The following is a 22284-nucleotide window of genomic DNA, read 5'->3' as shown; positions in this document are numbered from 1 at the left end:
CGTATGCCTGGCGAAAACATCCGGCAGGGTTCCGGCCCTGCCTTTCTTTTTTTGCCTCCCCCATCCATCATAGGACCGGTCTCTTCACTACGCTGAGTCCGACCATGACACGCACACATCACACACAACCCCGCTTTCAACTTAGACTGGTCTCCGGCAAAGACGTGGTGATCGGCCCCGGCAAGGCCGACTTACTGGAGGCGATTGACCGCACCGGATCGATTTCGTCCGCCAGCCGGGCGATGGGGCTGAGCTACAAGAAAGCCTGGCAATTGATCGCCACCATGAATCAGCACTTCGCCGAACCTATCGTCACCACCTCCTCCGGTGGCAACCAGCACGGTGGCGCCGAACTCACCACCCGGGGCAAAACGCTTCTCGAACAATACCGCGCGCTGCAGTCCCGGATTGATCCGGACACGGCGCCGGAAGCCACCACTCTGCTCAATTTACTACAGCCCCCTCCCGACACAGAGCAATAGTAGGGTTGGCCGCTCTCGCTATTCGGGCTATAGTTATTCCGCTATTTCCATTTATACACAACGGATTCCCCATGCCAGGCCGCCACCGCCCGTTGACCGCTAGTCAGACCCGCCTTTTACCGGCGCTCGTTCTGATTCTGGCACTCTTTTCACTACCGTCCCTACCCGCCTTTGCCGAGCCCCATTTCCGCGTATTCGCCGCCGCCTCCCTGACGGATGCCATGGATGCGGCCATCGCCCAATACGAGAAAGACCATGAAGCGGACATCACCGCCGTATACGCTGCTTCGTCCATACTCGCGCGCCAGATTGCCAACGGCGCCCCGGCGGATCTTTACGTGTCCGCCAATGCACGCTGGATGAACTGGCTGGGCGAACAAGGCATCCGGCTACAGGCGCGCACGGACCTGTTCCATAATCGCCTGGCCCTGATCGCTTCGCGGCCTGCAGCCATCGACCGCTTTTCGCCAGGCAGCGGCGCACCTATCGCATCGCTTTTGGCGCCCGGCGAGCGTCTGGCCGTTGGCGACCCGGCTCACGTGCCCGCCGGCATCTATACCAGGGAAGCACTCGAAACATTGGGAGAATGGTCCACGCTACAATCGCGTCTGGCCCGTAGCGACAACGTCCGGGCTGCCCTGGCTCTCGTGGAAAGGGGCGAAACGCCTTTGGGCATCGTCTACCAAAGCGATGCGCTGGCCAGCAAGGCCATCAAGACGCTAGGACTTTTCCCGCAGCGCACCCACCCGCCCATCACCTACCCAGTTGCCATCGTGAGCCCGGACGCGGGGGACGCGGTGAAAGCCTTCCGCAAATGGCTGGTAACCGAGCAGGCCCAGTCGATTTTCCAGCGCTTCGGTTTCACCCCCGTCGAACAACAGGTGCAATAGGGAGTTATTGGACACGTGCTGACCGATGCCGAATGGGAGGCCATTGCCATCAGCCTGCAGGTCGCGGGCAGCGCCATTGCCTGGATACTGGCGCCCGGCATTTTTGTGGCCTGGCTGATGGCGCGAAAAGACTTTCGCGGCAAGTCGATCGTGGATGGCTTGCTCCACTTGCCGCTGGTCCTGCCGCCGGTGGTGGTGGGCTATTTGCTGCTGATCGCCCTGGGTCGCCAGGGCCTGCTCGGCCAGTGGTTGAATCGGGTATTCGATATCCAACTCCCATTTACCTGGCAGGGCGCCGCCCTGGCCGGGGGCGTCATGGCGTTTCCCCTACTGGTGCGATCCGTGCGGCTATCGCTTGAAGCGGTGGATACGCAACTGGAAGCGGCCGCCCGCACCCTGGGCGCGAGCCGGTGGCGGGTTTTCTGCACGATTACGCTACCGCTGACAATACCGGGTCTGATCACCGGAACGGTACTCGCTTTCGCGCGGGCGCTGTCCGAATTTGGCGCCACGATCACGTTCGCCGCTAATATCCCGGGCGAAACCCGCACCCTCCCCCTGGCTCTTTATACCCTGATACAGACCCCCGGCGCCGAGGCTGCTGCGGCGCGGTTATGCGCGCTATCCATCGCTATCGCGATGCTCTCGCTGATCGCATCCGAATGGCTTGCCCGCCGGGCCAAAAGCCGGTTACGGGGGCGCGATGACTGAGCCAGCGTCCGAAGGTCTGCAGATTCAAGTACGACAGCAGCTGGACACCTTTCAGCTTGAGGCTGATCTGAGTCTGCCCCAGCGGGGAGTAACGGCCCTGTTTGGCGTTTCCGGTAGCGGTAAGACCAGCCTGCTACGCCTGATCGCCGGGCTCGACCGGCCACAGCAAGGGCGCATTCTGATCGGCGGCGAGCCCCTCGCGGACACTGGGCGCGGCCTTTTTGTGCCTCCTCAGCAACGTCATCTGGGCGTTGTGTTTCAAGAAGCCCGGCTGTTTCCCCATTACCGGGTGCGCGGCAACCTTGCCTACGGTATGCCTCGCAAGGATCGAACCCACTTCGACGCTATCGTAAGGCTGCTAGGGCTGGGCCATCTGCTGGATCGATTTCCCGCCACGCTCTCCGGTGGCGAGGCCCGGCGCGTCGCCATTGGCCGCGCCCTGCTCAGCCGTCCGCGCATGCTGCTGATGGACGAGCCCTTGTCCGGCCTGGACGGACCACGCAAGCAGGAGCTGCTGGACTTCATTCTGCAACTGACCCGGCAGATCGACATCCCGGTGATATATGTCAGTCACGATCCCGAAGAGTTGACGGCCATCGCCGATTACCTGGTACTGATGGATCAAGGCCATGTCATCGCGGACGGTCCGCTGGACGAATTGCTAATGCGCTTTGACCTGACACCGTATCTGGGCGGCTTCAACGCAGCATCGATCCTTGAGACGCAGGTGCAGGCGCATGATTTAGAGTATCACCTCACCCTACTCAAGCTGGCCGACGGACAAACACTGACCGTTCCACTTATCGGCGATGCACCCGAAGGCCACCCTATACGGCTGCGCATCCCGGTTCGAGAGGTCGCCCTGGCATTGGCGCCTCAACCTCACTCCAGCTATCGCAACCAACTTGAGGCCATCATCGAGGACGCTGCGGTGCCGGTCGACAATCCGGCTGCCATGGAGCTTCGACTAACGATTGGGGGGCAGGCTTTGCGAGCCCGGCTGACGCGGAAATCCTATGACGAGATGGGATTGGCGCAGCGAGAAACCGTAACGGCCCTGGTCAGGACCATCGCTTTTGCGCAACGGCCATAACCCGGTCCGCTCTACGAAAAAGGCCCCGGAGGGGATCCGAGGCAACGGGCAAAACAACCGAGTAACAGAAGGAAAGGCCGGCATAAGCCGGCCCGGTACATCTTTAGAACTGCATGATGGCTGACGCCATGACCTGTTCGTACTGTTCGCTGCTTTCAGACGCAATAACGCCGAAGTCCCAGTACGAGTACTCGACACCCAACGTCAAGTTGGCATGGGGAGTCCACATCAGGTTGGCATGCACCGACGTAGAGGAGTCGAAGTAGCTGAGCGTGCCATTCGGCTGGGCCGGCTGGCGCACGGTCAGGTCATCGACGATTTCCGTGTGCGAGCCCACCAGGCTCGAGCGCCATGTCGGCGACCAGTAATGGCGGTAAGCGATAGTCGCACCATAGGTCTTTAGAGGATCGACCTCACCCTGGGCCTGCTCGACCAAGTCGACATCCGGGTAAGTGAACAACCCCATGTAGCGACCCAGCGAGCCATAGCTGTACTGCATGCGGAGATCATCGCGGCCAAAGGTCGGGATACGCGCACTCAGAGAGACGGCTCCGGTCACTTTCGAGTCATCGGATGCATCATCTTCCAAGCTCCGCACGAGGCCGGCAATGGAGTAAAAGCCATAGTTGCCGCGAACCTGGTAGCGGGCAGCCAGATCCGGATAGGACTGGTCGTCATACGAAGTAGAACCGAATCCGTCCTCAGGCTCTTCCAAGGAAACCATGATTTTACCGCCCGGTGCCGCCATGTTGTAGCGGATCATCGGCTGCGTGGTATAGATGAAGGCCGCCATCTTACCCTGGTTCAGAATTTCGGGTAGAGCCGCAAGATCGCTAAAAGTGGTGTAGGTCTGACCGAATTCCCAACCATTCCAGGCACCGTACGCTTGACGCAGGCGCGGGTTATAGCTGTTGGACACGACCTCGTTGCCGGGCGCGTCTGCACCAGTGTTGAAGTCCATTTCCAGGTAGGTGCGCAGGGCGTGACCGCCGACGTCCTCGGTTTCGGTACCGAAGCTGAAGCGGGACTCACGGGCAGAGAAACCAGCCTTCCAATCGTTATCGGTCGTTGCGAAAGACGCAAAATTACGTGCCAGGCCAACGCTATAGGCGTTGGTCGTACCGTTGCCGTTGGAGCCGTAGATCAGATCGGCCTTAATAAAGCCACCAAATGAAATCGTGGTATCGCCAATCTTGAGACCGTCGCCTTCACGCAGGATGTAGGGGTTATCCTGGGTCGCTTCCGGCGCGGTGGATACCGCAGCGCCTAACTTTTGTTCTAACTGCTCGACACGCTGGCGCAGCTCCTCGACTTCGGCATCGTCCTGGGCGTTTGCCGGCATCGACATAGCTGCAATCAGCGGTAGTCCTGCAAGAGCCACCGCGCGGGTGAGTGGGTGTGCTCTGAATGACCCATTTCTTGTTGTCATTTCAAACCTCGTCTTTTCTTTGTTGTAGAGAGTCGCGTCTTTCTTTTTTGGTCCTTCCGCCGGTTATTATTCTTTTAACTACCTGTTATTTCGCTATGCGGTACAACAACCATGACAGGTTCCGCTAAGCAATACCGGCTTCCGTATTTCCGAATATAGTCAAAGCCGTTTTCAACAACAACCTTTTAAAACTAAATTTTGCTGTTTCTCGTATTAGAAAAGTTAGCGCAGGTAAGTTGGGCGATTGACAGACCAACATCCATGATTCATGCTTCGTTTATTCTGCTATGCGGTATCGGCTTTCACAACCAGCCACCGGAAGCCTGGAAAACAGAAACCGCGTAGAACGTCATAGTCAATAGAACACAGAACATAAGAAGCGTACCGAGAGGTTGATCGATGAACATGAACTATACGGCGGAAGAGCGAGCCTTCCGTGACGAGGTCCGTAGCTTCCTCGAGGAAAAGTTGCCGGCGGACATTGCCGACAAGGTGAAACGCGGACGCCGGATGTCCCGGGCTGACCACGAGCGCTGGCAGCAGATTCTCAGCAAACAGGGCTGGTATGCCACTCATTGGCCGGAAGAACATGGCGGGGTGAAATGGTCGCCGGTGCAAAAGCATATTTGGGACGAAGAGTCATGCCGGTATGGCGCCCCGCGCTCGATCCCGTTTGGCGTGAACATGGTGGCGCCGGTCATCATCAAGTTCGGATCCGAAGAGCAGAAGCAACAGTACCTGCCGCGCATTCTCAGCGGAGAGGACTGGTGGTGCCAGGGCTACTCCGAGCCGGGCGCCGGTTCCGACCTGGCGTCGCTGAAAACGCGCGCGGTACGTGAAGGCGATCACTATATCGTGAACGGCCAGAAGACCTGGACTACCCTGGGCCAGCACGCCAACATGATTTTCTGCCTGGTACGCACCAACACCGAGGTAAAAGCTCAGGAAGGCATCTCTTTCCTGCTAATGGACATGGAGGCGCCGGGCGTCACTGTGCGTCCGATCATTACCCTGGATGGCGAGCACGAGGTCAACGAGGTTTTCTTTGACAACGTCAAAGTCCCCGTTGAGAACCTGGTGGGCGAAGAAGACAAGGGCTGGACTTACGCCAAGTACCTGCTGACCTATGAGCGCACCGGCCTGGCCGGCATCGGCGCCTCCAAGGCAGCGCTGAGCCACCTGAAGTCGATTGCCAGCCGCCAGACCAAAAATGGCCGTCCGCTGATCGAAGATCCGACTTTTTCCCAGCGCATCGCCCAGGTGGAAATCGATCTGATGGCCGCCGGCATCAGCAACCTGCGCATTGTCGCGTCCGTCGAAGGTGGCGGCGTACCGGGTGCGGAAAGCTCGATGCTGAAGGTCCGGGGTACCGAAATTCGTCAGGCCATCACCGACCTCGCCCGCCGTGCTCTGGGGCCTTATGCCCAGCCGTTCGTGGAAGAGGAACTGGACCTGGATTACGACGGTGACTTCCTGTCCGACCAGGACGGCGCTCCGCTGTCCGCGCAGTACTTCAACATGCGCAAGCTGTCGATCTTCGGCGGATCCAACGAGATCCAGAAGAACATCGTCACCAAAATGATTCTCGGACTGTAACAGGAGGCCCCATGGACTTCAGACTCAATGAAGAGCAGCAAATGCTGCAAGACACCGTGGCGCGCTTGGTCCGCGGTGAATACGATTTCGAAAAGCGCCTGAAATACAGCGAAAGCGAACTGGGCTTCAGCGAAGAATTCTGGACGCAGCTGGGTGAGCTAGGGCTGTGTGCGGTGCCCTTCCCCGAAGAGCTGGGCGGCTTCGGTGGCTCCGGCGTGGACGTGCAATCGGTGATGACCGAACTGGGTCGCGGCCTGTGCCTGGAACCGTACATGCAAACGGTCATCCTGGGCGGCGGCATCATCAGTCAGGCTGCCAGCGACAGCCAGAAAGAAGACTGGCTGAGCCGCATCGCCACTGGCGAACTGAAAGTTGCCGTTGGCCTGCAAGAACCCCAGAGCCATTACAACCTGAACGACGTCGAGACCCGCGCGAAAAAATCCGGCGAGGGTTATACCCTCAATGGCCGTAAGGGTGTGCTGATCGGCGGCCATGCGGCGGGACTAATCATTGTCTCAGCACGCACCAGCGGCGATAGCCGAGATGCCGAAGGCCTGTCCCTATTTGCTATCGATCCCAATGCCGCCGGCGTCGAGCGTCGCGTCTATCCGACCATGGACGGCGCCAAAGGCTGCGACATCTTCCTGAAGGACGTCAAGGTCGGGGCCGACGCCCTGATCGGCGCCGAAGGCAAGGCCGGCGACGTGATCCAATACCAGGCCGGTCGTGCAGTCGCCGCCTTGTGTGCAGAAGCCATTGGCGCGATGGAAGAGTCCATCAAGCTGACCTTGGAATACCTGAAGACCCGCAAGCAGTTTGGCGTGCCCATCGGTAAATTTCAGGTACTGCAGCATCGCATGGTGGATATGAGTTCGGAGCTTGAGCAGGCGCGCTCTGCGTCGATCCTCGCAGCCAACGTGGCCAATGAAGTCGCCAGCGACGAGCGCACCCGCACCCTGGCTGCGGCCAAGAATGTGATCGGTCGCGCCGGTCAGTTCATTTCCGAGCAGGCCATTCAGCTCCACGGCGGTATCGGCATGACCTGGGAGTACAGTCTGGCGCACTACGCTAAGCGGCTGATCATGATCAACCACCAGTTCGGTGACGACGATTTCCACCTGGAAGCTTATGCAGGCCTGCTGCAGGCTTCCTGATTTCAGGCACGTTCTCTGTGCGAGGAGCCGGGTCTCGATCCCCTTATGAGACCCAATTTTAGGGGTGGCCTTGGCCACCCCTTTTTTAGTTGAGGAGGCCCTATGCAATCCAATCGACAACAAGATCAAGATCAGGATAAAGCCTTGCGTAAACAGGAGTGGCAGGCCCGTTGCGACTTGGCGGCAGCCTACCGGCTGGTGGCGCTGTTCGGCTGGGACGATCTGGTGTTCACCCACCTCTCCGCCCGGGTGCCGGGGCCTGAGCACCACTTCCTGATCAACCCCTATGGCCTGCTGTTTCACGAGATCACCGCGTCGTCGCTGGTCAAAGTGGATCAGGAAGGGAATGTCGTGCAGGCCGGTGGCCTGCCAAGGGTCAATCCGGCGGGCTTCACCATCCACAGCGCCATCCATATGGGGCGTGAGGACGCTGGTGCGGTCATGCATCTGCACGCTGCCGATGGCGTGGCGGTGTCCGCCCACAAGGACGGCCTATTGCCCTTGAGCCAGACGGCGATGCTCTGCCTGGATCATGTGGCGTATCACGATTACGAGGGCGTGGCACTGAACCTGGACGAGCGGGAACGGCTGATCCGGGACATCGGCGATAAGTCGATGCTGATCCTGCGCAATCACGGCGTGCTGACCGCCGGGAACGATGTACCGCAGACCTTCACCTATCTCTATTTCCTGATGAAGGCCTGTGAGATCCAGGTGAAAGCCCAGGCGTGCGGACCCACCTGGATACCGTCTGACGAGGCCATCGCCACGACGCGTGAGCAATCCCAGTCGCTGGGCAAGGCGGCCAAGCTGACCTGGCCGGCGTTGTTGCGGTTGCTGGATAGCAAGAATCCGGGGTATGCGGTTTAAGGGTTAACGCAGAGCTGATCCTCCGGGGCTACCCCAAGGCCCGAAGGAAGCGGGTGGATGCCCTCGCCGAAGGAAGGACAGGGACGTCCTGGTTGGATTAGCCGGCCAGGGATGGCCGTCTAATCCAACGTAGGCGAGGGTGTCCATTCGCTTCCCGACTCGAGCAATGAGGTTATAACGTCGGATCGTCCGCCACCCGAACCAGCATCTTGCCCCGGTTGCGGCCTTCCAGAAGCCCCTGGAAGGCCGACAGGGTGTTTTCAAACCCGTCGACGATATCTTCCTGGTACTGCACCTTCCCTTCGCGAATCCAGGCGGCCATGTCTTTCAGAAAGTCCGAATGACGCTCCAGATGGTCCGACTGGATAAAACCGCGAATCGTCAGACGCTTGATCAAAACCTTCCCCATAAACGGAATCAGACGGTCGGCCCCTTCAGGCAATGAGGTCTGGTTGTAATGGGCTATGCGGCCACACACGGGTATGCGGGCAAAATCGTTGACTCGCTTCATCACTGCATCGAACACCTTGCCACCGACATTCTCGAAGTAGATATCGATGCCGTCCGGACAGGCCCGGTCAAGCTGGGTTTCGAAATCATCGTCCTTGTAGTTGATACACGCGTCGAAGCCATAGGTGTTGACCACGTGGCGGCACTTGTCGTCAGCCCCTGCGACGCCGACCACCCGGCACCCCTTGAGCTTGGCAATCTGTCCCACCACCTGCCCCACGGCGCCTGAGGCGGCCGAAACCACAACAGTCTCACCCGTCTTGGGCAACCCCAAGTCCAGCAGGCCGACATAGGCCGTGAAACCCGGCATGCCGAGCACGCCCACGGCTGTGCTGACCGGCGCCTCCGCCGGGTCGAGCTTTCTCAGGCCCTCGCCCGCAGCCACGTCGTAGCGTTGCCAGCCACTGTGGCTGAGCACGATGTCGCCTTGTTGGAGGCCCTCGAACCGGCTTTCCACCACTTCGCTGACGGTGCCACCCGTCATCACCTCGCCGATTTCCACACCTCTTGCGTAAGAGGCACCCGCATTCATTCGGCCGCGCATGTAAGGGTCGAGCGACAGATAAATCGTCTTCAGCAACACCTGTCCCTCTTCGGGCTTCGGTATCGGTGAATCCTTGAGCGCCAAGTGATCCTCATCCGGCATGCCAGACGGGCGGGAGGCGAGAATGTATTGTTGATTCTGTTCCATTATCCATATCCTCTGTTAGTGGCTGAACCGAGTGCATTGGTCATTGCACCCGCTGCAGCGGTTCTTCAAAATGAATTTCGGAACTTAATTTCTCTTTTCGAAACACTCCACCACAAAAACAATGGGACCAACAATGAAAGAAATCGCCTTGGATGACCTTTCTCAACACACCGACACCCTGATTGGCCACAGCCCCTGGAAAACTATCTCCCAAGAGATGATCCAGGCCTTCGCGGATGCCACTGGCGATCATCAGTGGATCCATGTCGATGTTGAGCGGGCCAAACGCGAAGCGCCCTGGAAAAGCCCGGTCGCCCACGGGTTTCTGACCGTGTCGCTCATCCCTCTGCTAAATCAGGGCATCATCAAGGTGACCGGCACCTCCGCCAGCATCAACTATGGGCTTAACAAGCTTCGCTTCCCGGCGGCGGTCAAGTCCGGATCGGCCATCCGTACCGAGGTGACCCTTAAAGACGTCAGCGCCGTTGACGACCAGCGAGTGCTGGCGACCTACACCACCCAGGTCCAGATCGAGGGTGAGGACAAGCCGGCCTGTGTGGCGGAGAATCTGGTAATGTATGTGCGGTGATTTGTCGAATAGGGGCGCCTGCGGCGCCTCAGAAGCTAAAGCTTCTGCTACACACTCGAGTTGCCCGCAAAATGTAGCCGACGCTTCAGCTTCGGAGCAGCCCGCAGGGCTGCCCTGGCTTCCGCACTAAAAAAGGGGCCCGCGGGCCCCTTTTTTGTTCAGCCGAGCTTACTGGTCTTCAATCGGCTTCTGGACAATCTTGCCGTCCTCGACCACCGCAAGGGTGGTTTCGGTGACAAAACCGCCCTTATCGGTCACTTCAGTGACCTCATACGGGTTCTTGGAATCTTCAAGACTCGCCATCGCTTCGCTCATGGTGGCACGGATCTTCTTCGGATCAGTGGTTTCAGCCATGTCCATCGCCTTTACCAGACCGTGGAGCGCCAGGTAGTTGTAGGCAGCCTCGGAGCCGGGGGTTTTACCGAACTCATCTTCGTAACGCTTGATGAAGTCCTGGGCGGCTGGCGTCTCATAGACAGACAGCGGAACGACGCCAATGGCACCCTCCACCATCTCCAGACCGCCGGCCACATCTGCGACCTCATCGATTTTTGCCTGATCCATGACGATAAAACCGCCCTGGAAGCCCAACTGACGCGCCTGCTGCACGACAAGCCCCGTCGGCTCGGACGCGCCACCCACGAACATCACGTCCGGATTGGAGGCAACGATACGGCTGACGCCGGTATAGAAGTCGGCGGACTTGTTGTAATCCATCGGGTTGTTAGCCACAACTTCCCCGCCTTTCGAGGTCCAGGCCTTCTCAATCATGCTGCCCCAAATCTTGGCGTATTCGTGGGTAGCTCCGCCCATACCGAGCTTCTTGCCCTCGTGCTCCAGAGCATAGTCGGTGAAGGCACGAACGTAGCCGTCGAACGTCGGCGGGATACGGATGGTCAGCGCGTTGCCCTTTTCGGTAACCGTGGGGACACTGGTGTAGGCCATGATCAGGAAGTTGTCCTGCTCATTGAAATCCTGCAGTGCAAAGATACCGCCGGAATGCGGAACGAAAACCGCCGGGACGTTGGATTCCTGCTTCAGGCGCTTGGCATTGGTCGCCGCCTGGGCCGGGGAATACCGGTCATCCAGGGAAATGATGTTCACCTTGTAGGTTTCGCCATTAATGTCGAAACCACCGTTGGCATTGACCTCGTCCGCAGCCATGCGCAGGCCGGACAGGGTGTTCTCGCCGTAGAGGGCGGCGCCACCGCTGAGCGGACCGGTAAAACCGATATTCACTGTGGATTCCGCCATGGCGCCAGCGGAGATGCCCGCGCCCAACGTTGCCACTGCGATCGCACGACCAAGTTTTTTCAGCATTCTCATTGTTTTCTCCTTGGGTATTGCGCCTGTCATTCTTGTTGGATAACGATTATTTGTTGTTTGATGAATTGCTCGTCCAGGTTTTGCGTTGTGCTCCGTACTCAAGACGGGACTTTGCTTAAGCCCCGATATATGCCTTGCGCACCTGCTCATTGCCCAGCATGGTTTCCCGGTCACCTTCCATGACCAGTTGGCCGTTTTCCATGACGTAAGCACGGCTGGCAATCTTCAGTGCCGCAAAGGCATTCTGTTCAGCCAGCAGAACCGTGGTTCCCAGGCTGTTAATTTTCTGAATCGTCTCGAACATCTGGCGCACCACCAGTGGTGCCAGCCCCAGAGACGGTTCGTCCAGCATCAGCAGACGCGGACGGCTCATCAGCGCGCGACCGATGGCCACCATCTGTTGCTGACCGCCGGACAGGGAGCCCGCCGGCTGATCCGCCTTTTCTTTCAGGATCGGATACAGCTCCAGTACCTCGTCCAGGTACTTCTTGCTGCCGGACTTATCCCGGCGATGAACATAGGCGCCCATCATCAGGTTCTGCATGACGCTCATCTGCGGGAACAGTTTACGGCCCTCGGCGCATTGCACGATGCCCGACGAGACCACCGCACTGGGCTTGAGCCCGCCGATCCGTTTGCCCTCGAATTCGATCTCGCCGGCGGTCGGCTTGTTCAGGCCGCTAAGCGTATTGAACAAGGTGGACTTACCGGCGCCGTTAGCCCCCAGCAGGACGACCAACTCGCCGGTATCCACACTCATCGAGATGTTGTTGAGGGCCTTGAAGCTGCCATAGCAGACGTCGACATTTTTAAGCTGCAACATCTTCGTCACTCCCCAGGTAGGCTTCGATGACAACCGGATTCTCCCGGACTTCCTTCGGCGTGCCCTCGGCTATCTTCTCGCCATGGTCGAGCACCATGATCTTGTCGGCGATGCCCATGATCATGTCCATCTTGTGCTCGATCAGGCAAACGGTCAGCCCATGCTTGACCATCTTACGCATCAGGTCCGCCAGGCCTTCAGTCTCTTCCGGGTTGACCCCGGCGGCCGGCTCATCCAGCAGCACGATCTTGGGATCGGTAGCCAAGGCCAGGGCGAAAGCCACGCGCTTGCGCTCTTCCTGGGTGATGTCGGCGATGAACTGGTTTTCCACATGGGACAGACCGACGAAGTTCAGTGCCTCGCGGGCTTTCTCGCGACAGGCCTTTTCTTCCGCCTGCAACCGCTTGGAGTTGATCAGCACGTCCCACAGACCGGACTGGGTCCGCAGCCGGTGACCGACGATCAGGTTGTCCAGCACCGACGCCTGCTCGAACAGGTTAGTGGTCTGGAAGGTGCGGCCCACCCCGCGCTGGGCAATGAAGTCGCAGCGCAGCGGCGTGATGTCCTCGCCGTCGAGGATGATGCGTCCGGACGTGGGCTTGTGCGTGCCGGCGACCAGGTTGAAGAAGGTGCTCTTACCGGCGCCGTTGGGCCCGATGATGGCGTTCACCTTGTGGGCCTCGAACTCGACGGAGACATCGTTCACCGCCGCCAGGCCACCAAACATCTTGGTGAGGTTTTCGATCTTAAGCATTGTTCTCTACCCCCTTGCCGGTGCTGACACGGCTTTCCTTCTTCTTGCTCGGCGCAGCGCGTTTCTGGGATTGACGGTGCATCCAGGTGAGGAAGGAACCGACGAACCCGCGGGGGAAGAAAATCACCAAGAGCACCAGCAGTGGGCCGAAGATGATCATTCGGTACTCTTCCAGGAACTGCAGGGACTGGGTGATCCAGACGATACCCACGGTACCCAGTAGCGGTCCGGAGATGGTGCCGATACCGCCCACCAGCAGGTAGGTAATCATGTCGAAAGTATGCTGGACATTGGCTTCTTCCGGCCCGATGAACCGGATCATGCCCGCGTAGAGCGCGCCTGCCATACCGGCATAGGTTGTCGATAGCACAAAGGCCATAGTCTTGTTGCGCATCAGATTGATGCCCAAGGACTGCGCCAGTTCGTCGCCGTTGCGGATCGCCACGAAGGTGCGGCCCAGCAGCGAGCGGGACAGCTTGCCCATAAACCACATGGCGAAGACCAGGAACGCCAGAACCAAATAGTAGAAGGGCACCGTTTGGGTGAAATCCACCAGACCAAAACCGTTGGGTGCAGCGATATCACGCACGCCGATCGGACCATGGGTCAACTCTTCCCACTTATCCAGCAGCAGATAAATGATGAAGCCCACACACAGGGTGAAGATCGCAAAGTAGTGCTCCTTCAGGCGCAGCGACACCACGCCCACCAAGAAACCCAGCAACGCCGTCATCAGCAGCGCCGCCACGAACGCCGGCCAGAAGCTCCAGCCATAGTCGGCACTGAGCAGGCCCAGCGTGTAGGCGCCGATGGCGAAGAAGCCGCCATGGGCCAGGTTCAGCTGGCCGCAGAAGCCGGTAATGATGTTCAGACCGTACACGGCAATGGCCCAGACAAAGGCCGATGCCATCACGTAGATCTGGTACTCGTTACTGGCGAACAGCGGGAACAACAAAGCCAGCACAATCAGCGCATACTTGAACGCCGGATGCATGAAAAGGGAAGCCAGTTTGAACAACATGATTAGTGCGCCCCCTTCGCGAATAGGCCTTGCGGACGAACGGACAGGATCAGCACAAGCAGGCCGAACGCGATAATGTCCTTATAGCTGGTCGAGATATAAAAGCCGCCAAACGCCTCGGCGAAGCCGATGATCATGCCACCGACGATGGCGCCGGGAATACTGCCCATGCCGCCGAGGATGATGATGACGAACGCTTTCATGATGACGATGTGCCCCATGGCCGGATAGACCAGATTGATCGGCGCATAGAGCGTCGCGGCAAAGGCCGCCAGCACGCCGGAGATGGCGAAGGTCATCATGGCCACTCGGTTGGCGTCGATGCCCACCAGGAAGGCGCCTTCACGGTTCTGCGCCATGGCGATGATGGTGGCGCCGGTCATGGTCTTGCGCAGGAATAGCTGCAGCGCCACCACCAGCACCAGTGCGCCAACGATAATCAGCGCCCGCTGCTCGGGGATAATCAGGCCATCGAAGTTCATGATGCCGGTGAACGGCGAGGACATGCGGCGGAAGTCCGAACCCCAGAACATCTGCACCACCGCTTCCAGGAACAACAGAATGCCGATGGCGGCGATCTTGTCATGAATGGGCGGGGAATGACGCAGGGGATGGAATACCAGGCGTTCACAGATCACGGCCAGGGCCGCAACGATGACCGCAGAACCGGCCATGGCGACCCAGTAGTGAGCACCGATGTCGACCATCAGGAAATACGACATGAACGCCCCTACCATGTAGAGCGCGCCATGGGCGAAGTTAGGGATATGCAGGATACCGTAGACGAGCGTCAGGCCGAGAGCTACGAGACCGTAGATACTCCCAAGCGTTAGCCCGTTGACGATGTTTTGGAAAAAGAGGTTCAAGTTGGCCCCCTCTTGGCAGTTGTTGTTATATACCGCAGGTTCGGGTAACCGGCGGAGCTTTTGGGTCTTTACTTTCTTTGTGGTGCTGTCAGGACGTTGTGGTGCTGTCAGGACGTTGTGGTGCTGTCAGGACCGCGGGCTCAGCCTTGGCAGTGCGTCTTCAGCCAGGTGATTAGTTTGTGATATCACCTTTCTCTAAAGAGTACACTGCGCAGACTTCCTGTCAACATACAAAATACAATTCCACTCTGCGAACCTATGCCATTTTTTTTATGGCTTTAGTGAAACAGAGACCGCCAGTCGGACCGGCGGTTCCCGTTCTATTTCTCAATGACCGATGGAGCGTCTAGACCGCAGTCTGGTCCTGCCATTCCTGCTCCTGCAGGGCACGCCACATCACCTTGCCGGTGGGCGATTTAGGCAGCTCGATGACGAACTCGACCTGTTGCGGCACCTTGTAGGCCGACATCTCTTCCTTGCACCAGGCAATGATCTCCTCGGCCGTGACCGTTCCCTCCGCTTCGGGCGTCAGCACGATGCAGGCTTTTACGGTTTCGCCCCGTTTGGGATCCGGCGCCGAGATCACACAACATTCGTGGATCGAGGGATGACGGTACATCAGGCTTTCCACCTCCGAGGGCCACACCTTGAAGCCGGAAGCATTGATCATCCGCTTCACCCGGTCGACCATGAAGAAGTAGCCGTCCTCGTCGTAGTAGCCCAGATCGCCCGTGCGGAAGAAGCGTTTGCCGTCCAGCTCGATAAATGCGGCTTCGGTTTCCATCGGCCGGTTCCAGTAGCCCACGGTGACCTGCGGGCCATTGCTGACGATCTCGCCCACCTCGCCCGGACCTTTTTCCTGCAAGGTTTCTACATCGACGATGCGCGAATCCACGTCGAATACCGGCACCCCGAGACATTGAGCCTTCGGTGCATTAGACGGGTTGATATGGGTGGCCGCCATGGTTTCCGACAGGCCGTAGCCTTCGATGTAATTCAAACCCGTGAGGGTTTTCAATTTGGATGCGACGGCCGCCGGCATGGCGGCACCGCCACCACCGATGGTCTTGAGGCTGCTAATGTCGTAATTGGCCAGTTCGGGGTTGGATAGGAAATCCACCGCCATGGTGACGATGTTGGTCCAGCCGGTGACCTTGTAACGCTCGATCAGCTTGGCCGCCGTGGTGCGATCCCAGCGGGTCATGATCACCGAGATGGAACCGCTGTAGATCGGACTGTTCATTGAGCCGGTCATACCGGTCACATGGAAGAACGGCAACGTCGAAAGCTGAACCGTATCCGCGGTGCTCAGGTTCCAGTAGGCCCGGTGCACGGCTGTCGCCATCACGCCACGGTGAATATGGGTACAGCCCTTGGGCGCACCGGTGGTGCCGGAGCTATAGGGAATCACGGCTATATCGTCAGGGCCTGCCGTATGCGGTCCGGGCACATGGCCGGCCTTGATCACCTCGTCCCAGCTCACCAACCCCGGCGCTTCCAGCTTAGCGGCCGGCGCGGCCACCTCTGCGGGTAGGTTGAGGTCGGTGTTGGCATCGATGTAGCTGTTGTAGGCGGCGACCACCACTTCTTCCAGATGTGTATTGCCTACCAAAGGCGCGATGAACCCCGCCAGCTCCTGGCCCGCTAAACAAAGGCGGGCGTCGGTATCGCTAATGTAATGCTCCAGCTCCGCCGCCCGGTTCATCGGGTTGACCGGGATCACCGCCGCATCCGCCCGCAGGATGGCGTAGTAGCTCACGACGTACTGGGGCGAGTTCTGCATATAAAGGAGGACCCGGTCGCCCTTCTTTACGCCTTTCTCCTGGAGATAGCCGGCCAGGGCCTCGGTTTCGTCCAGCAGTTGCTGGTAGGTCATCACCTTGTCATAGAAGATGATGGCCGGATGATCCGGGTAGCGCTGTGCCGCAATGGACAGATTGGTAAACACGCTGGTTTTGGGCAGCGTCATGGTCTTGGGCAACTCTTTTGGCCAGACCCCATGGTGTCTCGTAAACATCTCTTGTTCTCCCGTAGTCCGGCCCGCGCTTACCGGGCCAATTACTTCGTCATTCGTTCGCGATCAGACTGCTCGCCTCGTCATCCGGTAGCGGCGCCATGCTGCGCAGCGGCGTTACCGCCACCGCATGATCACGCAGTACGGCAACGTCCATATCCGGTGCCACAATGTGCTTCGAGCTGCGCTCAAAACTTAGCCACCAGTACGGCAAGCTGCGGCCGTCCTGTCCCGCCAGTAGTTGGGTGCGCTGGATCGAACCGCTGGACTGGCGAGCCCAGCGCAGATCCTTCACGTCAGTGGCGGCACACGCGGGGAAATTGATATTCCAGCAACAGGTCGGCTGTTCCCGAGGACGCCAGAGGGCGCGGATCACCCGCTCACCCAGCTCGGTCACCGGTGACCAGTCGATCCCCTCGCGGTTGAGGAACGCCTGGCTCAAGGCCATCGCGGGAATCCCCAGGTGCTCCGCGGTAAGTACCGCGCCGACGGTGCCGGAATACTGCACGGAATCGCTGATATTGGCGCCGCAGTTGACGCCGGAAAGCACCAGGTCCGGCAGCGTTTCGCCAAACCATTCCGCCTGGGCGAACAGCACGCAATCCGCCGGCGTACCCGACAGTGCAAAGCGGCGACCGCTGTCATCCTGCGCATAGCAGCGCAACGGCGTATGTATGGAAATGCTTTGCCCGGCACCACTGCGGTCGTGCTCCGGCGCCACCACCCAGACTTCTTCCGCCAGCTTGTGGGCAATCCGCTCAAGAACGGCCAAACCCGGCGCGTTGATGCCGTCGTCATTGGTAATCAGAATGCGGCGTACGATAGGGTCGCTCACACCGACACCCCCTTGGCACCGTTCTGGGCGATGCGCCAGCCGGCGTCCGCCAGCATACTGGCCCGCTTACCCACCTGGAGCGCATCGGCGTTGCTAGCGTTGCCCTGCAGCGCACGGGCATAAACGCCCTGGACGATGGCCGCCAGGCGGAACAAGGAGAACGCCAGGAACACGTGCCAATCATCGATACCGGTTCGACCGGACTGGCGGCAGTAGCGCTCGACCACTTCCTGCTCGTCCGGAATGTTCAAGGCTTCCAGGTCCTCGCCCACGATCCCGCGGGAACCTTCCAGATCCATCGGCAGGTGATACGGCAAGCAGTAGTACGCCAGGTCCGCCAATGGGTGGCCCAGGGTGGACAGCTCCCAGTCCAGGATCGCAATGATCTCGGGCTTGTCCGGAGCCACCATCAGATTGCCGAGACGGTAGTCGCCATGAGCGATGGCGCACTCGTCCATTTTAGGCAGGTGATCCGGCAGCCAGGCCATCAGATTGTCCATGGCCGGCATGTCGTCGGTCTTGGAGGCCTGATACTGCTTGGTCCAGCGGGCCACCTGACGGGCCACGTAGCCTTCCGGCCGGCCGTAGTCACCCAGGCCAACGGCATTCACATCCACCGCGTGCATCTGTGCCAAGGTGTCTATGGCCGCTTCGTGCACCGGGCGGCGCTCGTGACGATCCAGCGCCCGCAGTGCCGGATGACTGACAACACGCCCGGGCATGAAATCCATCACATAGAACGGCGTGCCGATAATGTCCGAGTCCTCGCATAAGACCCGGGCTCGGGGCACAGGCACATCGGTGTTATCGGACAGCGCCCGGATCACCTTGTACTCACGCTCCACCATGTGAGCGGAGGGCAGGGTTTTTCCCGGCGGCTTCTTGCGCAGGACATAGCGGCCGCTATCGGTGTCCAGCAGGAAGGTGGGGTTGGATTGCCCACCCTGGAACTGCTTGACGTCGAGGCGCTCGCCAATATCGGGCATGGCATTCTGCAACCAGCCCTTGAGTTTCTGCGCGTCGAACCGGTGGGCGTCGAGGACGTCCACCAGTTGTGGATCGAGATTCGCTACAGCGGACATGCTCACCTCAGCCAACGGTCTCTCCGCCGTCCGCCACGATCACCTGTCCGGTGATGTAGGCGCTGGCCTTGGTGGATAGGAATACCGCCAGACCGGCGATATCAACCGGCTCGCCGATACGGCGCAGGGGTGTCTTTTCTTCCACCCGTTTGAGTCGAACCGGGTCCTCGACCAGCGCTTTGGCAAAGTCGGTACGGACCAGGCCCGGTGCAATCGAATTGACGCGGATGCCCTTGGGGCCCCACTCCACCGCCAGGTTACGGGCCAGCGCCGCTTCCGCAGCCTTGGATACGCCGTAAGTGCCGATCACGGTGTTGCCGCGAATGCCGGCGATGCTGGATAGCAGGACCACCTGGCCATCGCCGCGCTCGGCCATGTGCGGCAGCACCATCTGGGTCAGCCAGAAGGTGCCCTTGACGTTGGTGTCCATGATCTTATCCCAGGCGTCGTCGGTCATGTCTTGAGTCGGACCGTAAACCGGGTTGGTGGCGGCATTGCAAACCAGTACGTCGATCTGGCCAAAGGCATCCAGGGTCTTGTCCACCAGGTTCTTCAGGTCGTCCTTACGACCCACATGGCAAGGCACGGCAATGGCCTCGAAGCCCTGCTCTTTCAGCTCGCCAGCGACTTGCTCGCAAACGTCCGCCTTGCGGCTGGAAATCACCACTTTGGCGCCGCAGCGGGCCATCTCTTCGGCGATGGAACGGCCGATACCTTTGGTGGAACCGGTGATCAAGGCCACCTTGCCGGTCATATCGAACAATGGGTTGGTCATGGTCGGGGCTCCTGATCAGTGGGATTTAGAGTGGGTTTGTGGAAAGTTGCGGAGCTCCAACTTGGCGATGGAGTCCAAATGCACCTCGTCCGGACCGTCCGCCAGCCGCAGGGTACGCACCTGCGCCCATGCCGCCGCCAGGAAGGAGTCCTGACACACGCCCATGGCGCCATGCACCTGGATAGCGCGATCCAGCACCCGCAACGCCATACTCGGCGCGGCGACCTTGATCATGGCAATTTCCTGACGCGCCACCTTATTACCCACGGTATCCATCATGTGTGCGGCCTTCAGGGTCAGCAGGCGGCATTGTTCGATTTCCATACGTGAGCGGGCGATATCCTTGCGGATGGAGTCGAACTGGGCCAGCGGCTTGCCAAACGCTTCACGCTCGTTGACCCGCTGGCACATGGCTTCCAGCGCGCGCTCGGCCACGCCGATGGTGCGCATACAGTGGTGAATGCGGCCCGGCCCCAAACGGCCCTGAGCAATCTCGAAACCACGGCCCTCGCCCAGCAGCATGTTGCTGGCCGGCACCCGCACATCGTTGTATTCGATTTCCGCATGGCCGTGGGGTGCATGGTCATAGCCGAACACGGTCAGCGGGCGGATAATCTTCACGCCCGGAGCATCCAGCGGCACCAGGATCATGGATTGCTGCTTATGCTTTTCCGCCCCGGCGTCGGTCTTGCCCATCACGATGGCAATCTTGCAGGTGGTGGTCATCGCGCCGGAGGACCACCATTTGCGGCCGTTGATCACGTACTCGTCGCCGTCGCGACGGATTTCACAGCTGATGTTGGTGGCGTCCGACGATGCCACCCCCGGCTCGGTCATAGAAAAGCAGGAGCGGATTTCACCGGCCAGCAGCGGCTCCAACCACTGTTTCTGCTGCTCAGGAGAACCGTAGCGGGCGATGGTTTCCATGTTGCCGGTGTCGGGCGCTGAGCAATTGAACACCTCTGGCGCCATATGGGAGCGCCCCATGATTTCGCACAGGTGGGCGTATTCGAAATTGGTCAGGCCGGCGCCGTAGTCGCTTTCCGGCAGAAAGAGATTCCACAGGCCCGCGGCCTTGGCCTTGCCTTTCAGCTCCTCCAGGATGGCCGTTGGCGCCCAGCGATTCTCGGCCTTCTCGATCTGCTCGTGGTGCAGGTGCTCGTTGGGATAGACGTGCTCGTCCATGAACGCGATGACTTGCTCGCGTAGCGCCTGGGCCTTTTCGGAAAGTTCAAACATGGTTGTGCCTCATTCTGTCGTTGTAGGTTTTAGGGGCGTTCGGCTAGCGCCTTCTATCTATAGCACCTTCTATCTATAGCGGCTGCCACCTATTGGGTTGCGCCAGCCTATGGAGGACTGCGTCAACCAACCCCTTCACGGCTTCTGAACATGTTGGCGAAACTCGTCTAGCGGAACACCCTCAGGGCTTTCGCTGCCGGAACGGATGCGTAAGGTGCCCTCGCCAATGGCGAGTAACTGGCCCTTTTCATCGCGAACTTCGCCGGAGCTGTTAAAAATGCGATTGCCACCGGCCCGCCTGAGGCCGGTAATCGTAATCACGCCACCGCTGCATTGCCCGGTGAACGTTGTGGTCAATGACAAGGTGATGGCCTTGCGGATACGGCCGGGATAAGGGCAGTAGGTGCCCGCCTGGGCCAACGCGATATCCAGCAGCGAGGTCAGTACGCCGCCGTGGATGACACCGGCCAGGTTCAAATGGTGAGGCTGCAGCTCAACAGCAATCACCGCCCGGTCTTGTTCCCACGAGACTTGGCGATAGCCGAGGACATTGTGGAAACCCGGCAGGTTTTTGGAATCCATAGAGTCCTGGTTTTCAACATCAGACATCAGACTTTCATTCCAGGCAGGTTCAGGGAGGCCGTGTTGCCGCCGTCCACCGGCAGCGCCTGACCGGTGATATAGCTGGCGTCGTCGCTGGCCAGGAACAGGATCGCCGCAGCGATTTCCTCAGGAGCACCGTAACGGCGGAGTTCGCAGCGCGCGCCCAGCTTGTGGGCTTTCTCGTTGGCGCGAGCGTAGTCGAAGATCGGCTGGGTCATACCGGTTTCGATCAGTCCCGGGCAGACCGCATTGACCCGTACGTTGTCGCCGCCCAGGTCACAGGCGGCGGTCTGGGTCAGGTTGATCACGCCCGCCTTGGACGCACTGTAGGCATTGCCGCCGGCGCCGGAACGAATGCCCGCTACCGACGCGGTGTTAACGATGCTGCCGATTCGACGGGCCTGCATATGCGGCGCCACATGTTTAATGAACAGCATGGGACCGATCAGATTGACGGACAAAATGCGATCCCACTCCTGGCGGTCCTGCTCGGTAATCGGGGGGTGCTTGCCGGAGATGCCGGCGTTGTTGCAGAGCACATCGATCTGGCCGTAGGTGCGCATCACATCGCTGACCAGTCCCTCGACCGCCGATTCGTCCGAGACGTCCATCACCCGGCGCATGAACTCGGTGTCCTCAGGCAGGACGCCTTCGGTTTCCATCAGGCCAGCCTCGGACTGATCCACCAGCGCGACAATGGCGCCTTCGCGGGCCAAGCGCAGGGCGACAGCGCGTCCGATACCGCTTCCGGCGCCGGTGACCAGAGCCACACGTTTCCTGAAACGCATCATGGAATGCTCCTGTTTTGTTGTGAAATCCTGTTTTGGTATACCGTCTGAAACCGAAACCAGACTGCAAACGGCGTACCCCAGGAATTCCTTTGTTGTTTTCGGTGCTGCGCGGGCGAACAGCCCGCTATGGCGGCGTATTC

General features: G+C 59.5%; 22 protein-coding genes. 8 read left to right on the top strand and 14 right to left on the bottom strand.

Annotated features, from left to right (window positions below; all coding sequences use genetic code 11):
- Positions 1-104 precede the first annotated feature (104 nt).
- The 4 genes from FXO11_RS01730 (at position 105) to modC (ending at position 3176) form a co-directional block, all read left to right on the top strand.
- A complete protein-coding gene (locus FXO11_RS01730; protein WP_148861285.1) occupies positions 105-482 on the top strand; it encodes a winged helix-turn-helix domain-containing protein in 378 nt (125 codons plus the stop codon).
- Positions 483-553: 71 nt separating this feature from the next.
- A complete protein-coding gene (gene modA, locus FXO11_RS01725) occupies positions 554-1372 on the top strand; it encodes a molybdate ABC transporter substrate-binding protein (RefSeq protein ID WP_148861284.1) in 819 nt (272 codons plus the stop codon).
- A 15-nt stretch (positions 1373-1387) separates the two neighbouring features.
- The gene (gene modB, locus FXO11_RS01720; protein ID WP_148861283.1) at positions 1388-2083 is read left to right on the top strand and encodes a molybdate ABC transporter permease subunit; all 696 of its coding nucleotides are present in this window, start codon (positions 1388-1390) and stop codon (positions 2081-2083) included.
- Positions 2076-3176 (top strand): molybdenum ABC transporter ATP-binding protein, encoded by a 1101-nt coding sequence (gene modC / locus FXO11_RS01715; protein ID WP_148861282.1) that lies wholly within the window; start codon positions 2076-2078, stop codon positions 3174-3176. Before modB ends, modC begins: the two co-directional genes overlap by 8 nt.
- Positions 3177-3279: 103 nt before the next feature.
- On the opposite strand, the gene FXO11_RS01710 is transcribed toward modC, so the two are convergent.
- Positions 3280-4605: a DcaP family trimeric outer membrane transporter gene (locus FXO11_RS01710; RefSeq protein WP_227546009.1), complete on the bottom strand. Its 1326-nt coding sequence runs from the start codon at positions 4603-4605 to the stop codon at positions 3280-3282.
- Positions 4606-5004: 399 nt separating this feature from the next.
- On the opposite strand from FXO11_RS01710, the gene FXO11_RS01705 reads away from it, so the two are divergent.
- The 3 genes from FXO11_RS01705 to FXO11_RS01695 all read left to right on the top strand — a co-directional run bounded on the left by FXO11_RS01705 (position 5005) and on the right by FXO11_RS01695 (position 8225).
- Positions 5005-6201, top strand: coding sequence for an acyl-CoA dehydrogenase family protein (locus FXO11_RS01705; RefSeq protein ID WP_148861281.1), 1197 nt, complete (start codon positions 5005-5007; stop codon positions 6199-6201).
- Positions 6202-6212: 11 nt separating this feature from the next.
- Positions 6213-7355 carry an acyl-CoA dehydrogenase family protein gene (locus FXO11_RS01700; RefSeq protein ID WP_148861280.1) on the top strand — a complete coding sequence of 381 codons (1143 nt, stop codon included), beginning with the start codon at positions 6213-6215 and terminating at the stop codon, positions 7353-7355.
- 102 nt (positions 7356-7457) lie between these two features.
- Entirely contained in the window at positions 7458-8225 is a 768-nt protein-coding gene (locus FXO11_RS01695) for a class II aldolase/adducin family protein (protein ID WP_148861279.1), read from the top strand.
- Between the two features lie 172 nt (positions 8226-8397).
- Here FXO11_RS01695 and FXO11_RS01690 read toward each other — a convergent pair whose 3' ends face one another.
- Positions 8398-9426, bottom strand: a complete 1029-nt coding sequence (locus FXO11_RS01690) for an NADP-dependent oxidoreductase (RefSeq protein ID WP_148861278.1) — start codon at positions 9424-9426, stop codon at positions 8398-8400.
- 133 nt (positions 9427-9559) lie between these two features.
- On the opposite strand from FXO11_RS01690, the gene FXO11_RS01685 reads away from it, so the two are divergent.
- On the top strand, positions 9560-10015 hold the full coding sequence (locus FXO11_RS01685; protein WP_148861277.1) for a MaoC family dehydratase: 456 nt from the start codon (positions 9560-9562) through the stop codon (positions 10013-10015).
- 168 nt (positions 10016-10183) lie between these two features.
- On the opposite strand, the gene FXO11_RS01680 is transcribed toward FXO11_RS01685, so the two are convergent.
- The 12 genes from FXO11_RS01680 to FXO11_RS01625 form a co-directional block, all read right to left on the bottom strand.
- Positions 10184-11341: an ABC transporter substrate-binding protein gene (locus FXO11_RS01680; RefSeq protein WP_148861276.1), complete on the bottom strand. Its 1158-nt coding sequence runs from the start codon at positions 11339-11341 to the stop codon at positions 10184-10186.
- 115 nt (positions 11342-11456) lie between these two features.
- Positions 11457-12164: an ABC transporter ATP-binding protein gene (locus tag FXO11_RS01675; protein ID WP_148861275.1), complete on the bottom strand. Its 708-nt coding sequence runs from the start codon at positions 12162-12164 to the stop codon at positions 11457-11459.
- The gene (locus tag FXO11_RS01670; RefSeq protein WP_148861274.1) at positions 12151-12918 is read right to left on the bottom strand and encodes an ABC transporter ATP-binding protein; all 768 of its coding nucleotides are present in this window, start codon (positions 12916-12918) and stop codon (positions 12151-12153) included. Before FXO11_RS01670 ends, FXO11_RS01675 begins: the two co-directional genes overlap by 14 nt.
- Positions 12911-13939, bottom strand: a complete 1029-nt coding sequence (locus FXO11_RS01665) for a branched-chain amino acid ABC transporter permease (RefSeq protein WP_148861273.1) — start codon at positions 13937-13939, stop codon at positions 12911-12913. Before FXO11_RS01665 ends, FXO11_RS01670 begins: the two co-directional genes overlap by 8 nt.
- A 2-nt stretch (positions 13940-13941) precedes the next feature.
- Positions 13942-14805, bottom strand: a complete 864-nt coding sequence (locus tag FXO11_RS01660; protein WP_148861272.1) for a branched-chain amino acid ABC transporter permease — start codon at positions 14803-14805, stop codon at positions 13942-13944.
- A gap of 346 nt (positions 14806-15151) precedes the next feature.
- Complete coding sequence (locus tag FXO11_RS01655; RefSeq protein WP_148861271.1) at positions 15152-16822, bottom strand: long-chain fatty acid--CoA ligase; 1671 nt, start codon at positions 16820-16822, stop codon at positions 15152-15154.
- 49 nt (positions 16823-16871) lie between these two features.
- On the bottom strand, positions 16872-17654 hold the full coding sequence (gene surE, locus FXO11_RS01650) for a 5'/3'-nucleotidase SurE (protein WP_148861270.1): 783 nt from the start codon (positions 17652-17654) through the stop codon (positions 16872-16874).
- On the bottom strand, positions 17651-18736 hold the full coding sequence (locus FXO11_RS01645) for a phosphotransferase (RefSeq protein ID WP_148861269.1): 1086 nt from the start codon (positions 18734-18736) through the stop codon (positions 17651-17653). The genes surE and FXO11_RS01645 overlap by 4 nt, the downstream gene beginning before the upstream one ends.
- A gap of 7 nt (positions 18737-18743) precedes the next feature.
- Positions 18744-19511, bottom strand: a complete 768-nt coding sequence (locus FXO11_RS01640; RefSeq protein ID WP_148861268.1) for an SDR family NAD(P)-dependent oxidoreductase — start codon at positions 19509-19511, stop codon at positions 18744-18746.
- 15 nt (positions 19512-19526) lie between these two features.
- Positions 19527-20750 carry an acyl-CoA dehydrogenase family protein gene (locus FXO11_RS01635; RefSeq protein WP_148861267.1) on the bottom strand — a complete coding sequence of 408 codons (1224 nt, stop codon included), beginning with the start codon at positions 20748-20750 and terminating at the stop codon, positions 19527-19529.
- A 135-nt stretch (positions 20751-20885) separates the two neighbouring features.
- Entirely contained in the window at positions 20886-21359 is a 474-nt protein-coding gene (locus FXO11_RS01630) for a PaaI family thioesterase (protein WP_148861266.1), read from the bottom strand.
- A complete protein-coding gene (locus tag FXO11_RS01625; RefSeq protein WP_148861265.1) occupies positions 21359-22144 on the bottom strand; it encodes an SDR family NAD(P)-dependent oxidoreductase in 786 nt (261 codons plus the stop codon). Before FXO11_RS01625 ends, FXO11_RS01630 begins: the two co-directional genes overlap by 1 nt.
- Positions 22145-22284 lie beyond the last annotated feature (140 nt).

It is taken from the genome of Marinobacter fonticola, assembly GCF_008122265.1.
Taxonomy (GTDB): domain Bacteria; phylum Pseudomonadota; class Gammaproteobacteria; order Pseudomonadales; family Oleiphilaceae; genus Marinobacter_A; species Marinobacter_A fonticola.
Note: the sequence above shows the minus strand (reverse complement) of the source record. Positions and strands in the feature narration are given on the sequence as shown.